This is a genomic window from Neorhizobium sp. NPDC001467 (assembly GCF_050275975.1).
GTDB lineage: Bacteria > Pseudomonadota > Alphaproteobacteria > Rhizobiales > Rhizobiaceae > Neorhizobium.
This window is the reverse complement of record NZ_JBNNPS010000002.1, coordinates 649,338-664,037: the sequence shown is the minus strand read 5'-3', so window position 1 is coordinate 664,037 and position 14,700 is coordinate 649,338. Positions and strand designations below refer to the sequence as shown.

Genomic DNA, 14,700 nt, shown 5'->3' with positions numbered 1-14,700 from the left:
TCGGAGACAAGACGTGCATATTACCGGTATCAAGACCTATATGCAGCGTGTGGACGACCGTCCGCGCCTGCTTTTGAAGATCGAGACCAGCGAAGGCATTTCGGGTTGGGGCGAATGCTACAATCACGGCCCGGACTGGGCGCTGCCGCCGCTTCTCGACTATCTCTTCCACCAGATCGAAGGTGAAGACCCGCGCCGCGTCGAATTTCTCGTCCTGAAGCTCAACCAGCAGTGCCGCTTTCCTCCCGGAGCCCTCGGCCTTGCCGCGATTTCCGCGATCGATCACGCATTGTGGGATATCGCCGGCAAGGCTGCGGGGCTGCCCGTCTATATGCTGCTCGGCGGCAGCGTGCGGGATCGGGTACGGGTCTATTGCGGCGTCTATACAGCGCCGGACCCTGAACAGGTGCTTGAGCAGACCCAGCAACTCAATGAGGATTACGGTTACACGGCGTTCAAGCTTAGCCCCTATCGCCGCGACCTGCATTCCGGTCGCTGGGGCGAGCTGGTGAAGGAAACGGGGGACTGGTTCGGACGCATCCGCGAAATCACCCCTTCGCATTTCGAGTTCGCCTTCGATGCGCATGCCAAGATTTTCGAACCCTACAAGGCGGTGCAGCTCGCTGCCGCCATCGCGCCGAACGATCCTCTCTTCTATGAGGAGCCGATCCGTCCGGAGCATATCCCGGCGTGGAAGGAGTTGAAGTCGAAGGTAAACGTACCGCTTGCCACCGGTGAATCACTCTACAACCGCTTTGAATTCCTCAACCTGCTCACCAATCAGGGCGCCGATATCATCCAGCCGGATATCTGCGTGGTCGGTGGCGTTTCGGAAATGCGGCGTATCGCAACGATCGCGGAGGCGCATTACGTCACGGTTGCACCGCATAACCCGATGGGTCCGCTGGCAACCGCCGTCAATGTGCATTTCTGCGCGGCGCAGCCGAATTTCCAGGTCCTGGAGTTCAAGCCGCATGTGCATGCGCCCTGGGCGCTCGATCCCTACATGCCGGTCGACGGCCATATGGAGCTTCGCCCGGACCGACCCGGCTGGGGCATCGAGATCGACGAAAAGGTCTTGGCGACGGATGACTACATTCACTGGGAACGCAAGGTCACGCGCAAACCGGATGGGGCGACCGCGTATCCATGATCCAAGGAGTGCCGTCCGCGGGCGGCACTCCCACTGCCCGCGTTTCAACTGCGGGCACGGGTCGGCTCCGCTCTCTAACGTGCCGCGTCCTCACGTTTCATGCGGGCTCTGATCCCGCCATCCATCCCCATGCCGTCGAGCATCGGTTCGTAGATGGCACCCGTGTGGATGACCTTTCCATCGCCGCGGTCCGATTCTTTCTTCGCGATATTCGCCGACATGCGTTCCGTGAGGTCCGGCATCAGGTGATGGGACATGTCGGAAGCTTTGGCTCTCCATCCCACCGGGCGCTCTTCTTTGGGGGTAAGGCACGACCTGACGATCGCATCGACAACGATTTCGGGATCATCCATCATCGCCATGCGCGGCTCATGGCCGGTATAGTTCGCGGCATGGGTCCACCACGGTGTGTCGACCGCCCAGGGCATGATCGTGCCGACTTTGATGTCTTCCATCTCCGCCAGCCGCAATTCTTCGTTGAGGGAGCGGCTCAAGCTCAAAACGCCGGCCTTCGTCGCTGCATAGGTATTCTGCAGCGCCAGCGGCACTTCGCTATCGATTGATCCCGTATTGATCAGGGTTCCATAGCCCTGTTCCACGAACTGGCGGAGTGCGGCATGCGCACCGTAGATCAGACCTTTCAGGTTCACGTCGACGAGGCGAGAGTGATCCTCGATCGGGATATCCCAAAAATACCCGATAGCTCCAACGCCAACATTGTTGATCCACACATCGATCCTTCCGAACCGATCGATGGCCGCCTCTGTAATAGCGGAGACCTGCGCAGGATCAGAGACATCCGCCTCGACAGCAAGGGCCGTTCCGCCCGCATTCTCGATCTCGGACACCATCTCGTCGAGCATATGTTTGCGGCGGGCGGCAATGACAACAGAAGAGCCTTCTGCCGCAAGTTTTATGGCCGCGCCGCGGCCAAAGCCGCTCGAGGCTCCGACGACGACTACAACCAGGCCACGTAGATTATCAGGGCGAGCGCTCATGTAAAATCTCCGATTGTTTGTCACATGAATGCCGGGATATCGCGGGTAGTTCCATCCGGATCCTCGCAGAGGTGTCAGACGAGCGCTCCCTTGACCCCGCGCGACCCTCAAGAATGCAGGGATCGGGGGTCTAAATACTGATCAAGGATTTTAACCGGCTTCCCTAAGGAACGAATTCACTCTCCGCCTGTTGCGTGGTCAGCGGAATGGAGGATTTTCTGATGATCAACAGGTTTACTGCCGTCGCGTCCGTCGCGACGGCTTTACTTTCGTGCGGTGTTGCTTTCGCCCAACAGGGTGATGGCACCGAAGTTCAGATCACGACGAATGTATTCAAGCCGAACAAGGTGGCGCCGACCAGCGACCGAATTGGTCAACTCAAGCTTCCTGATGGCTTTTCGGTAGAGCCCTTCGCCCAGGGACTTGGGAACAGCCGTATTATTGCGGTCTCGGACAAAGGCTTTGTCTATGTCAGCCGGCGCGAAGAGGGCGACGTTCTTCTCCTGAAGGACGAGGATGCTGACGGAAAAGCGGACGCGGCCCCCGTTCAGGTGGCGGCGCGAGCCCAGGCTCATGGTCTGGCAATCAAGGATAACAAGCTTTATCTGGTGACGGTCAAAGAGGTTTTCGTGGCCGACATCAAGGATGACGGCACCCTTGGTCCCCTCGAGCTGATCATTGGCGATCTTCCGGACGCTGGCCAGCATCCAAACCGGGTCATGGCCTTCGGCCCTGACGGGATGCTGTATATCAGCGTCGGATCGACCTGCAACGCCTGCAACGAAAGCAATGCCGAGAATGCAACGGTTCTTCGAGCGACACCCGATGGGAAAAGCCGTACCATTTTCTCCTCGGGCTTGCGCAACACGATCGGATTCGACTGGCAGCCGCAGACCGGGGAACTCTGGGGTCTCGATCACGGGATCGATCTGTTGGGCGACGAAGTCCAGGCCGAGGAGCTCAATCGGCTTGAGCAGGGCAAGCAATACGGATGGCCTCATGTCTTCGGTTCCGGAGACATTTACCCGCAGTCGACGCCTGTTGGCGGCCTGACCAAGGAGCAATGGCGCGACCAGAGCGAGCCGATGGTCATCGGCTATACGGCGCATGCCGCACCGATGCAGCTCAAATTCTACACCGGATCATCGTTTCCAGCCGAGTATGCCGGCGATGCATTCGCCACTATGCGCGGATCATGGAACCGAAACCCGGCATCGGGCTACGAGATCGTTCGGGTTCACTTTGAAAATGGTCAGCCCAAAACAATCGAACCGTTCCTTACCGGCTTTCTGACCGACGGCGGCAAGACCCATTTCGCGCGTCCAGTCGGTCTGGCGGTCGCCAAGGATGGCGCGCTTCTGATGGCCGATGACGCAAACGGCGTCATCTATCGCATTGCCTATTCCGGGGATGCTGAAAAAGCTGCTTCTGCAACGCCCGCGCCTGCAGACGTCATGGAGGCTCAGGCAAAGAAGGGTGTCGGCGTTCCGCTGGCGCTGGATCGACCGGAGACCGACGGCAAAGGCAAGGTCACGGTACAGTCCGATGCCTTTGAGACCGGCGCTGCCATCCCGATGAAGCACAGCGAATATGCCGACGGCGTGTCGCCGGCCATTCGTTGGAGCGCGGTTCCTGAGGCCGCCTCCTACGCGATCATCATGGAGGACCCGGATTCCTCACCCATTAAGCCGTTCGTTCACTGGCTTGCCTGGAATATTCCCGGCACGGTGACGAGCCTGCCGGAAGGTCTGCAGGAGCAACTGCGGCTGGTCGAACCCGAAGGCGTGCTTCAGGGTCGCAACAGCTCCGGCACCCATGGCTATTTCGGGCCGAAGCCTCCCGTCGGCGATAAGGCGCACCATTACCATTTCCAGGTGCTCGCGCTCGATTCCCTCCTCGATATCCCGCCAACGGCGGACCGGGAGGCGCTGCTCGCGGCCATTTCCGGCCACGTGATCGGCAAGGGAGAGCTGGTGGGACTGTACCAGCAGAAGATCGAACCGCCGAAGCAGTGAGGCAAATCATCTCCGTTCAATCCGAGGAACACAGAATGCCTATTTCGAATTCGACCCTACGCGCCGCTAGCCTTGCACTCCTTCTGCTTTCGTCGACGGCCGGCATCACTTCGGCGCAACAACCCGCCGCACCGCAACCCGCGACATCGGCACAGCAATCGGGGGAGCATCAGCAGGCCAAGCCGGACGCACAGATGCAATCGGTTCTTGACGCCCTGAAGGCCCTCCAAGCCAAGCCCTTCGCGACCTTGGACGTACCGGAGGCGCGCATCCAGGCAAGTGCTGCGGACGCGGCGCGAACCGTGCAACGGGACAGGAAGATCTCGCCATTCCCTGAAGCGAAGGTCGCGACAAAAGACATCTCCATCCCGAGCCCGGCCGGCGCATTGCCCGCTCGCGTTTACATTCCTGAGGGCGAGGGACCTTTCCCGGTCGTTCTCTACTTCCATGGCGGCGGCTGGGTGGTCGGTGACATCAACGCATACGATGCCACGCCCCGTGCCCTTGCGCTCGGCTCCAAGGCGATCGTCGTCTCCGCCGACTACCATCACGCTCCAGAAAGCAAGTTCCCTGCTCAGCATAATGACGCCTGGTCGGCTTACGTCTGGACTGTCGAGAACATCCATATGCTCAATGGCGATTCCGAGCGGATCGCCGTTGCCGGTGAAAGCGCCGGCGCCAATCTCGCGGCAAACGTCGCGCTGATGGCGAAAGAGAAGAAAACGACCATGCCGGTCTACCAGCTTCTGGTTTATCCGATTGCCGGCAATGACATGAACACCGTTTCCTACCAGGAAAATGCGAATGCCGCACCGTTGGGCAAGGCCGACATGGATTGGTTTGTATCGCATGTCTTCAAATCGAAAGACGAGACGGCCGATCCCCGTATCAACCTTGTCGGCCGATCGGATCTGGACGGCCTTCCTTCGGCAACTGTCGTGACTGCGCAGATCGATCCACTTCGTTCCGAAGGACAAGCCTATGCCGAGAAGATGAAGGCGGCAGGTGTCACGGTCAACCTCATCGACGTTGAAGGGGTAACCCATGAATTCTTCGGGATGGGCAAAGTGATCGACAAGGCGAAGGCCACCGTCGACGCCGCAAACGCCGATCTTGTCAACGCATTTGCAGCCACGAAGTAACCTTGCGAAGGAACATCCGATGAAAATCACGCTTTATACGCTTGCAACTGCGTCACTCATGTTCGCCTGCCAGCCGGTCCTGGCTGAAGCCATGAAGCCGAAACCTGCAGGCGATGCCGCTCCCATGATGGTGATGGACCGCGCGACTTTTGTCCGGGTCGTGCCCAGCGCCAATGACTTCGAGATCAGGTCAAGCGAGCTGGCTCTTGAAAAGGCTGAGGCATCGGATCTGAAGGACGCCGCCAAGATGATCATCGCCGACCACAAAAAGGCAGGCGAGAAGCTACAGGCAGTGCTCAAGGGGAAAGGCGTTGACCTTGCAATGCCGGCGGACTTGTCGCCGAAGCATCAGAAGATGTTGGACCAGCTTCAGGCAGCGAACGGCAAGGACTTCGATACCCTTTATCTCGATATGCAGGCCCAGGCTCACATGGAAGCAATCGGCATTTTCCGTACATATGCGGGATCTGGCGACGATCAGTCGGTCGTCGGTTTTGCAAAGGAGACCTTGCCCAGCCTCGAAACGCATATGGCCCATGTCAAAATGCTTATCTCGGCGCGCTAAGTCGGTTGAGTCCGGAGGACAGCAATGAATACGGCAAACCTGCAGCTTGAAGGTTTGGTCATGGCGGTGGCCGAGCTCACCAAGATGGCCGTCGACAAGGGATTGTTCACGCATCAGGAGGTCACTGCCGCTTTGGCCCGCGCGGAAGATGGCGTTCGGATGGCGGCACCATCGAACCTCTCTGAAGCCAACCAGTCCGCCAAGCTTTTCCCGATCAGGGTTCTGCATCTCGCCAATCAGGCCGCCCAGCGCGATGAGAGCTTCAACTTTTCGGATTATGCACAGCTGGTGGGAAAACTCACCTGATCACTTCAGGGGTCCTCAACCGGATCGACTGGCGGCCTCGACCCGCTGGCCGACCGGACGGACCCTGGCGCCCAGACGCGGGCCCAGCGCCGTGTAGGACTGGGAATATCATGCGCAATAGCAACGAAAAACGAGAACGTCTGTTGATGATGTCTCGCGCGGCGCTAGTTGGACATCATGAGCCAAAACGATGGTCCACGAATGCCGCAGACGAAATCAGTGCTGTCAATGGACCGTTTTCTGGACTGGTCTCTTCAATACACCATATCCCCACTCGGACGGTTTTTGATCGTCTCGGTCGCCGTCGTGATTGTCGGAGTTTTCAGGAGTCTATTTGTAACGTCCCTGTTGCCATGGCTTTTTTTCATTCCGGTGATCGTCTTGTGCGGCCTCGTCCTCGGGCGAGGGGCAGGGCTCTATGCAAGCGCACTCTCGACCCTCGTGGCTGCGATAACGATCATGGACCGGGCTGCGCCATTCCTGCTTTCGGGACCACAATGGGCTGGAAGCTTTCTGTTTCTCGTGGTGACAGCAGGCTTGGCGTGGTTGGCGGCAGAGCTTCGATATGCGTTCGCGCGGTACCGTAAGCTGGCAGAACAGCATGCAGAGATGAACGAGGACTTGCGGCAGGCCGAAACCCAGCAACACCTATTGAATGAGGAACTGAGCCATCGCCTCAAGAACGTTCTGGCGGTGGTACAATCCGTTGTTTCGCAAACCCTGCGCCAGGCCACCGATCTGAACGCGGCAAACTCGGCCTTGTCTGCCCGCCTGGTTGCGCTGGGGAATGCCACGACGGTGCTGACGGCAAGCTCCTGGGCCTCCGCCGACATGATCGCGATGATAGAAAAGGTGCTTGGCCCTCACAGCGATATTGGCAAACGGATCAGGGTGGACGGTCCCGCCATGACGCTTAATTCAAAGGGCGCACTGGCATTTGCCCTGGCGCTCCACGAACTTGCCACCAACGCGGCTAAATATGGGGCACTCTCGAACGAGGATGGCCGGATCGAGCTTACATGGTCCATTGAACCCGTTGACGAGGTTCCCCGCCTCTATCTGCGTTGGCAGGAGATCGGTGGCCCGCCCGTCGTCGCTCCGACCAGGCGTGGTTTCGGCTCGACCATGATCGAGCGCTCACTGAAATCTTACTTCCGCGGAGACGCGAAAATGCAATACCACCCGACAGGCCTCATATTCGAGATCGATTGCGACCTGGAAGCGGCTGGAATGGTGGAGAACTGAGGCCATGGCGCAGAGCAGACCGATCAATACCCGCACGATACTGATCGTGGAAGACGAGGCGATAATCCGTTTCGAACTTGCCGATTTCTTCGCCGATGCCCAGTACACGGTATTTGAAGCAAACGATGCAGGTGAAGCGATCGCGATCCTGGAACGGGAAAAGTCGATCCGCGTCGTGCTGACGGATGTTCAGCTGCCGGGAACGATGGACGGACTGAGGCTTGCCCACTATGTCAAGGATCGTTATCCGCCAACCGTGCTTCTACTGACCTCGGGAGCGACGCATGTTCCGGCTGAAGCTTTGCCTTTGGACAGCCGGTTCGTCGCCAAGCCTTTCGATCCAACCCGTATCCTTCGCCAGATCGAGAGCATGACAGGCTGACCGGATTTATGAGGTTCGCAACGCTCGCTTCCACAAATGAAGCTTTCGGTACGATCCAGGAACGACTTCTGACGGGCAGAGTTATGAATGGTCACAGGAGGAGATCGACATGGACGACAGAGAACAGCAGCGTCGCGAACGAGCCTATAAGATCTGGGAGGACGAAGGTCGGCCCGATGGTGCTCATGACGATCACTGGCGTCGCGCTGAAGATCAGCACGAGCTCGCCGAGCAGGAGTCCGACGACGTGACGAAGGTCAATCAGGAGGCCAACGACGAATTTGCCAAGGAAGGCGACGGATCGGAGAACGCCGCCGACATCAAGCCACCTTCAGCCATCAGCCCCGATTGAGGAGACCGTCATGGCCAATGTCAAAAAGGGCGACACGGTGACCTGGGAAACCAGCCAGGGGAAAACCAAGGGCAAGGTTGTCAAGACGCAGACCACTGACACGAAGATCAAGGGGCATAAAGTAAAGGCCTCGAAAGACGATCCACAGGTGATAGTCGAGAGTGAAAAGTCTGGTAAAAGGGCGGCTCATAAACCAGGTGCGCTCAGTAAAGCCTAGGTCAAATGTCGCAGGCGGTAATGGCGGTCCGCTGCCTGCAATCCGCCTTCAGCATTCTCGCCAGATGCGGACTTAGAACGTCAGGCAGCCTTCGTAGCCACGAGTGACTGAGGGGGCAGGTCCAACTCCATCGGCGGTCACTCGTCGCGGACGTCAATCAGCGAGCGCATATGAGCAACAGGGCCAGCATTGTCCCGCCTAGTTCAAACTAGACGTCCGCGGAAATGGCGCTTTCTCTAAGCCGTTCCCTGTAGCTCAGGCTCAGCACCGGCCGGTCAGCCGTTCGTCTCGGCCGCCGAGATGGCGTCTTTGCCGCTCCGTTTTGCCAATATATTACGGATTTCGTCTCCGGGCTTGTAATCGCTGACGGTCGTGCAGAGAAGGTGCAGCGCTTCTTCCTTTTTGTGGTTCGTCAGAAGGTCGGCCATTTGGTCGAATATGCCTGTAATCAGGGACGCCTCGATGACAGCGGGAGAGGCGGAAAGGATGCTTTTGGCGTTGGTCGGCTCCAGGTTCTCCCGCTCGGAGAACAGTTCTTCGTAGAGTTTCTCTCCCGGCCGCAGACCGGTATAAACGATCCTGATGTCCTCATCCGGACGCAGGCCGGACAGCCGGATAAGGTTGCGGGCCAGATCGACGATTTTTACGGGCGCGCCCATGTCGAGGACAAATATCCGGCCGCGTTCATTCCCGGTTTCAAGACCGTGGCTCGCTGCCTGCAGAATAAGCAGGCAGGCCTCGGGAATCGTCATGAAATAACGTTCGATCTCCGGATGCGTGATGGTCAGTGGGCCGCCCGCCTTCAGCTGCCTTTCGAAAAGCGGAACAACGGATCCGGCGGAGCCCAAGACGTTTCCGAAGCGAACGGTTACGAAGCGCGTTGTCCTGTTGCGCGGTTCCAGATCCATTGCCTGGCAGAACATCTCGGCCATGCGTTTCGAGGCGCCCATGACATTGGCAGCGTTGACCGCCTTGTCGGTCGAGACCATGATCATCGCGCAGGCTTTTACCGCGATCGCGGCTTCCGCGACGTTTCGCGTTCCGATTGCATTGGTGAAGATCCCCTCGAGCGGCTGCGCCTCCACGATCGGAACATGTTTCAGGGCAGCGGCATGGAACACGATATCCGGACGATTTGCGGTCATGACGTTCATGACCGCGCTGCGTTCACGCACGTTGCACAAGTTCGCCGTCAGATCGAGAGAGGGATACTGTTCGCGAATTTCGTTGCTGATGAGATAGAGAAGATATTCGCTGGAATCCAGCAAGACCAGGCTTTTGGGGCCGAGCTTGGCGATCTGTCGCACAAGTTCGGATCCGATGGAGCCGCCAGCGCCGGTTACCAATATGGTACGGCCTGCAACCATGGTGACCACCTGCGACCCATCCAGCGATACAGACGGGCGTTGCAGAAGGTCCTCCAGCTTGACCGGGCGGATGTCGATGTCGGCATCGAGACTTTTGACGTCGCGCAGGTCTGAAATTCGCAACATCTCGAGCTTGTTCGAGGCTGCCAGTTCCACCAGGTCCTGCAGATTGGCGTAGCGCTCGTAATCGTCCTTGGATCGCGTCAGAACGAGCGCCTCCGGCCGCCTTCCCTGCAGTTCGAATTGTGAAATGATGTCCGGCAGGTTTTTAAGCTTTCCCATAACCGGAACGCCGTGGATGAATCGTCCCACTCGGCCGCCGCGCTCGTCTATGATGGCAAGCGGGTCGATGGCAACGATCCCGCGTTCCCTCACCATTCGAAGAAACAGTTCGCTATTGTCGTCGGCGCCGACCAACAAAACGGGTTTGCGCTGGTGGGGGTCCTGAAGACGAGCCCGACGAACGTCGCGCCCGTTGCGATAGAGGCGATAGGCAGCACGTGGCGCTGCCAGCAGCACGATCAGGAACGCCCATGCGATGATGATGGACGAACGCGGGATCGATTCCAGCCGCACGATCAGGAAGTGCGCGGCAATGAATAAAAGGACCGAAGCCGTTGATGCTTTGACGATCGCCGTCAGATCCGGCAGCGATGCGTAGCGCCAAACACCCCTGTTCATGCCCAGGAAGAAACCGACGGAGCTGACAATCACGCCGAACAGCAGCATGGCAACGAGATATTCGGCGAGATGGAGGTGGACACCTTCGAAATCGAGCCTCAGCACCAACGCCAGCGCCATCGCGAGGGAACCCATCATCGTATCGTGCAGCAGCGCCGCTCCACGAACGAACAGCAAGCGCTGGATATTGGCCGAATTCACTGTCGATCTCCTCGTCCGTACAACCCGGAAAGCCAGAGCCTATAGGCGCAGGCGTATTAGTTTGAATGTCTATATAGAGTTTCAGTCTGTCGGCCAGATCGCAAAGCGAGAGAAATTACCTTCGGATCGCGGCGGGGAAGCGATGGCAACAGATCCTTTGCAGAGCGCCGAATCCCTGCTCGCCCTGTCAGTTATCTCCAGTTCAAGGCTGCAGGTGAAAGAAGTCCAGGCATCGGATCGGCGTCATGAGGTTGCATCGTAGCGCGACGGTGCTTTGATAACGGATGAAAGGGATTTCGGAATACGTCTGTGGAGGCCTGTGCAATATCCGACTTTTCCCATGCCTGCAACTCGCCAATCGTGGATGCCGATAGCCAGTCCCTTAACCCACCACGGGTTGATTGCAAAGTGAAACAATATCGGTTTAGGCAAATGGTTGAACGGGAGGCCAAATGCCGGCGCCGTCGTGTCCAATGGAAGAAAGCGGCCTGTGGATGGCGGATCATCGGCGGGGGGTATACTCCGATCTGGTGGCAGCGGCTCACAGCGAGGTTAAGGCGGTTCAACCCAAAATAGATGTGGCTGTGTCATTATCAGCTTGCAAAACAGCGAGATTTTCGTTCTATCCGTTTGCAACGCGACAGGGCCGCGGACTTCTTGTTTGAAACTTTTCGCTTCAAACGATGATGGTCGAGCGCTTTGGGTTATCGTGCCAACGTGAACTAGGAGCAGTTTGCAGTATTATGACAGTCGATAAAGTACTCATCACCGGCGGGACGGGCTCATTCGGCAAGACAATGCTGCGGGATCTGCTCAAGACCGATGTTTCGGAAGTGCGCGTTCTTAGTCGCGACGAGGAAAAGCAGGACGCGTTGCGCAACGAGCTTCGTGACAGCCGTGTCCGCTTCTATGTCGGCGATATCCGCGACCGCGAAAGCGTTGATCGGGCCGTCTCGGGAGCCGACTGCGTTTTCCATGCTGCCGCCCTCAAGCAGGTGCCTTCCTGCGAATTCTTCCCGATGGAAGCGGTCAAGACCAACATTATCGGTTCGGAAAACGTGCTTCGCGCTTCGGTGGCCGCGAACGTGCGGTCGCTGGTCTGCCTATCTACGGATAAGGCCGTCTTTCCGGTCAACGCCATGGGCATGTCCAAGGCGATGATGGAGAAGCTGGCGCAGGCTCTCGCGCGTTCGATCGGGCCTGAAGCGGCGACCACGATCTCGATGGTTCGCTACGGCAATGTAATGTATTCCCGCGGCTCTGCCATTCCGCTGTTCATTCGGCAGATCAAGGCACAAAAGCCGATCACGGTCACCGAGCCGACGATGACGCGCTTCCTCATGCCTTTGCGTGACTCCGTTGCGCTCGTTCACCACGCTTTCGAACATGCCCGCCAGGGCGACCTGTTCATTCGCAAGGCGCCGGCATCCACGATCGCCGATCTGGTCACCGCGTTGAAGGAACTGTTCGATCGGCCGGATCATCCGGTCGAAGTCATTGGCTGGCGCCATGCCGAGAAGCTCTACGAGACCCTGGCAAGCGCGCAGGAACTCGCAAGCAGCGAAGACATGGGCGACTATTTCCGCATCCGCATGGATGATCGCGATCTCAATTACCAGGCCTATTTTTCGGAAGGCGATCAGGTGACAAAGACGTGGGACGATTATCATTCCCACAACACCGAGCAGCTCGACGTCGAGGGGGTGAAGAGCCTGCTGATGTCGCTTCCCGAGGTCCGCGCCGAAGTGGAAAGCTGGAAAGCGTCCTCATGAAAAAGGTCGTTATTACCGGGGCTGCCGGCCTGATCGGCTGGCATGCCGCAGCAAGGCTTCACGCCGTGAACTGCGCCGCACGTTTCAACAAGAGAGACGAGGAATTCGAGGTCGTCGCCGTCGACCGCGCCGTCTTTTCGAACAGGCAGATGCTTGTCGAAGCGCTTGCCGACGCGGATGTGATCCTTCACTTCGCGGGTGTCAATCGCGCCTCGGACGACGACGTAGAGCGCGGCAATCCCGATATCGCCGCAAATCTGATCGAGGCCTGCAGAGCGGCCGGTTGCGATCCGCATATCGTTTATGCCAACTCGACGCATTATCAGTCGGACACGCCTTATGGCCGTTCCAAGCGTCTGGCAGGCGAACTGCTCGCCGCGTTCACGCCGCGTTTCACCAACCTGATTCTGCCGCATATCTTCGGCGAGTGCGCGCGGCCTTATTACAACAACGTCACGGCAACCTTCATCAAGGAAGTGATCTCGGACCGGATGCCGGACGTTAATCCGGAAGGTCGTGTCCATCTCCTGCATGCGGGTGCTGCTGCCCAGATTGCCATCGACGCTGGTGTGACTGGCCAGACCGGTCTCCTGCAACCCGAAGCCAGAACGATCGGCGTGCCGGATCTGCTGGCAAAGATCGTCGGTTTTCATCAGTCCTATAACGCCGGCGTCTACCCGGATGTCCGCGATCCCTTCGATCTGGCGCTCTTCAACTCATACAGGGCGGCGCTGTATCCGGAAGGCTTTCCGCGTGTCCTCAAGCTCAATACGGACGCCCGCGGGACGTTGTTTGAAGCGGTCAAGGGCGGGGGCGGCGGACAGACGTTCCTCAGCTGGACCGAGCCGGGTGTTACGCGCGGTGAGCATTTTCATCTCGACAAGGTCGAACGTTTCCTCGTCCTCAAAGGCGAAGCCGTCATCCGCCTGCGCAAGGTCTTGACCGATGAGGTGTGGACATATCCCGTATCGGGCGATGCGCCGGTTGCCGTGGATATGCCAACCCTTCATACCCACAGCATCGAGAATGTCGGTAACGAACCGCTCCTGACATTGTTCTGGACGAACGAGATTTTCGATCCTGCCAATCCCGATACTTTTGCTGACCCCGTGCTTGGAAAACATAATGTCTAAGATCAAAGTCATGACGATCCTGGGAACCCGCCCGGAGATCATCCGCCTGTCTCGTGTCATGGCAATGCTTGATCAACATGTCGAGCACGTCATCGTTCACACCGGCCAGAATTATGATTACGAGCTCAACGAAGTCTTTTTCGAAGATCTCGGGGTTCGCAAGCCGGACCATTTTCTCGGCACCGGCGGGGGAAGCCTTGGCGAGACCCTTGGAAAAATTCTGATCGAGAGCGAAAAGGTCATCAAGTCTGAAAAGCCGGACGCCGTTCTGGTGCTGGGCGATACGAATTCGGCCATTTCCGCCATCATGGCCCGACGCCTGAAAGTTCCAGTGTATCATATGGAAGCCGGAAACCGCTCCTATGACCGGAACGTGCCGGAAGAGACCAACCGCAAACTGGTCGACCATCTTTCCGATTTCAATCTCGTCTATACGGAACATGCCCGTCGTCATCTTCTGAGCGAAGGCATACAACATCGTCGGATCTATCTGACCGGGTCGCCGATGCGGGAAGTCCTTGAACATTACCGCGCGCAGATTATTGCTTCGGATGTCATCGAACGGCTCGAACTGACGCCTCGCAAATATTTCGTTGTCTCCTTGCACCGTGAGGAAAATGTTGACAACCGGGATCGCCTGCGCGCGCTGCTGGAAACCTTGAACGGGCTGGCCGAAACCTACGACATGCCGGTAATCGTTTCGACGCACCCGCGCACCCGCAAGCGCCTCGACGCCCTGGATGACGTCGCTATCGACAGCCGTGTCCAGTACATGAAGCCGTTCGGCTTCCATGACTACAACAAGCTCCAGATGGAGGCTTTCTGTGCCGTTTCCGATAGCGGTACGATCGCTGAGGAATCGTCGATCCTTGGTTTTCCAGCGATTACGCCCCGCGATGCGATCGAGCGTCCGGAAGGGATGGATGTCGGCTGCATTCTGATGACCGGCCTCAATCGCGATACGATCGTCAACGGCGTGGACATCGTCACCCGATCATTCGCAGATCGCGAGGAAAAGGGTTTGCCTCACCCGGTTCCCGCCGATTACAGCATCACCAACACAGCTGAGCGGGTGTTGAAACTGATTGCCGGTACTGCCCTTCTGTCCAATCAATGGGACGGTATCCGCTCCAACGATCCGGCGTAACCGGAAACGAAAGATGGTGCTCTC

Annotated in this window: 14 protein-coding genes; 12 read left to right on the top strand and 2 right to left on the bottom strand. The window is 58.1% G+C overall.

Features of this window, described 5'->3' with window-relative positions:
- The first annotated feature begins 13 nt into the window (after positions 1–13).
- Positions 14–1,153, top strand: a complete 1,140-nt coding sequence (locus tag ACQKKX_RS07835; RefSeq protein WP_427569975.1) for a mandelate racemase/muconate lactonizing enzyme family protein — start codon at positions 14–16, stop codon at positions 1,151–1,153.
- 74 nt (positions 1,154–1,227) lie between these two features.
- Here the strand turns inward: ACQKKX_RS07835 and ACQKKX_RS07830 are convergent, their stop codons facing one another.
- On the bottom strand, positions 1,228–2,151 hold the full coding sequence (locus ACQKKX_RS07830; RefSeq protein WP_427569974.1) for an SDR family NAD(P)-dependent oxidoreductase: 924 nt from the start codon (positions 2,149–2,151) through the stop codon (positions 1,228–1,230).
- A gap of 206 nt (positions 2,152–2,357) precedes the next feature.
- On the opposite strand from ACQKKX_RS07830, the gene ACQKKX_RS07825 reads away from it, so the two are divergent.
- The 8 genes from ACQKKX_RS07825 to ACQKKX_RS07790 all read left to right on the top strand — a co-directional run bounded on the left by ACQKKX_RS07825 (position 2,358) and on the right by ACQKKX_RS07790 (position 8,375).
- On the top strand, positions 2,358–4,166 hold the full coding sequence (locus ACQKKX_RS07825) for a YbhB/YbcL family Raf kinase inhibitor-like protein (RefSeq protein WP_427569973.1): 1,809 nt from the start codon (positions 2,358–2,360) through the stop codon (positions 4,164–4,166).
- A gap of 35 nt (positions 4,167–4,201) precedes the next feature.
- A complete protein-coding gene (locus ACQKKX_RS07820) occupies positions 4,202–5,308 on the top strand; it encodes an alpha/beta hydrolase (RefSeq protein WP_427569971.1) in 1,107 nt (368 codons plus the stop codon).
- A gap of 19 nt (positions 5,309–5,327) precedes the next feature.
- Complete coding sequence (locus tag ACQKKX_RS07815) at positions 5,328–5,873, top strand: DUF4142 domain-containing protein (protein WP_427569970.1); 546 nt, start codon at positions 5,328–5,330, stop codon at positions 5,871–5,873.
- 24 nt (positions 5,874–5,897) lie between these two features.
- Positions 5,898–6,179 carry a hypothetical protein gene (locus ACQKKX_RS07810; protein WP_427569969.1) on the top strand — a complete coding sequence of 94 codons (282 nt, stop codon included), beginning with the start codon at positions 5,898–5,900 and terminating at the stop codon, positions 6,177–6,179.
- 201 nt (positions 6,180–6,380) lie between these two features.
- A complete protein-coding gene (locus ACQKKX_RS07805; RefSeq protein WP_427569968.1) occupies positions 6,381–7,424 on the top strand; it encodes an HWE histidine kinase domain-containing protein in 1,044 nt (347 codons plus the stop codon).
- A 4-nt stretch (positions 7,425–7,428) separates the two neighbouring features.
- Complete coding sequence (locus tag ACQKKX_RS07800; protein ID WP_427569967.1) at positions 7,429–7,806, top strand: response regulator; 378 nt, start codon at positions 7,429–7,431, stop codon at positions 7,804–7,806.
- 109 nt (positions 7,807–7,915) lie between these two features.
- Entirely contained in the window at positions 7,916–8,158 is a 243-nt protein-coding gene (locus ACQKKX_RS07795) for a DUF2934 domain-containing protein (protein WP_427569966.1), read from the top strand.
- 10 nt (positions 8,159–8,168) lie between these two features.
- The gene (locus ACQKKX_RS07790; RefSeq protein ID WP_427569965.1) at positions 8,169–8,375 is read left to right on the top strand and encodes a DUF2945 domain-containing protein; all 207 of its coding nucleotides are present in this window, start codon (positions 8,169–8,171) and stop codon (positions 8,373–8,375) included.
- A gap of 275 nt (positions 8,376–8,650) precedes the next feature.
- Here ACQKKX_RS07790 and ACQKKX_RS07785 read toward each other — a convergent pair whose 3' ends face one another.
- Entirely contained in the window at positions 8,651–10,624 is a 1,974-nt protein-coding gene (locus ACQKKX_RS07785; RefSeq protein ID WP_427569964.1) for a polysaccharide biosynthesis protein, read from the bottom strand.
- Positions 10,625–11,367: 743 nt separating this feature from the next.
- On the opposite strand from ACQKKX_RS07785, the gene ACQKKX_RS07780 reads away from it, so the two are divergent.
- From ACQKKX_RS07780 to wecB, 3 genes are read left to right on the top strand one after another with little or no spacing between them, the layout of a single operon-like run.
- A complete protein-coding gene (locus ACQKKX_RS07780; RefSeq protein ID WP_427569963.1) occupies positions 11,368–12,396 on the top strand; it encodes an SDR family NAD(P)-dependent oxidoreductase in 1,029 nt (342 codons plus the stop codon).
- Complete coding sequence (locus ACQKKX_RS07775) at positions 12,393–13,529, top strand: NAD-dependent epimerase/dehydratase family protein (RefSeq protein WP_427569962.1); 1,137 nt, start codon at positions 12,393–12,395, stop codon at positions 13,527–13,529. Before ACQKKX_RS07780 ends, ACQKKX_RS07775 begins: the two co-directional genes overlap by 4 nt.
- Positions 13,522–14,676 (top strand): non-hydrolyzing UDP-N-acetylglucosamine 2-epimerase, encoded by a 1,155-nt coding sequence (gene wecB, locus ACQKKX_RS07770; RefSeq protein WP_427569961.1) that lies wholly within the window; start codon positions 13,522–13,524, stop codon positions 14,674–14,676. The genes ACQKKX_RS07775 and wecB overlap by 8 nt, the downstream gene beginning before the upstream one ends.
- Positions 14,677–14,700: the final 24 nt, after the last annotated feature.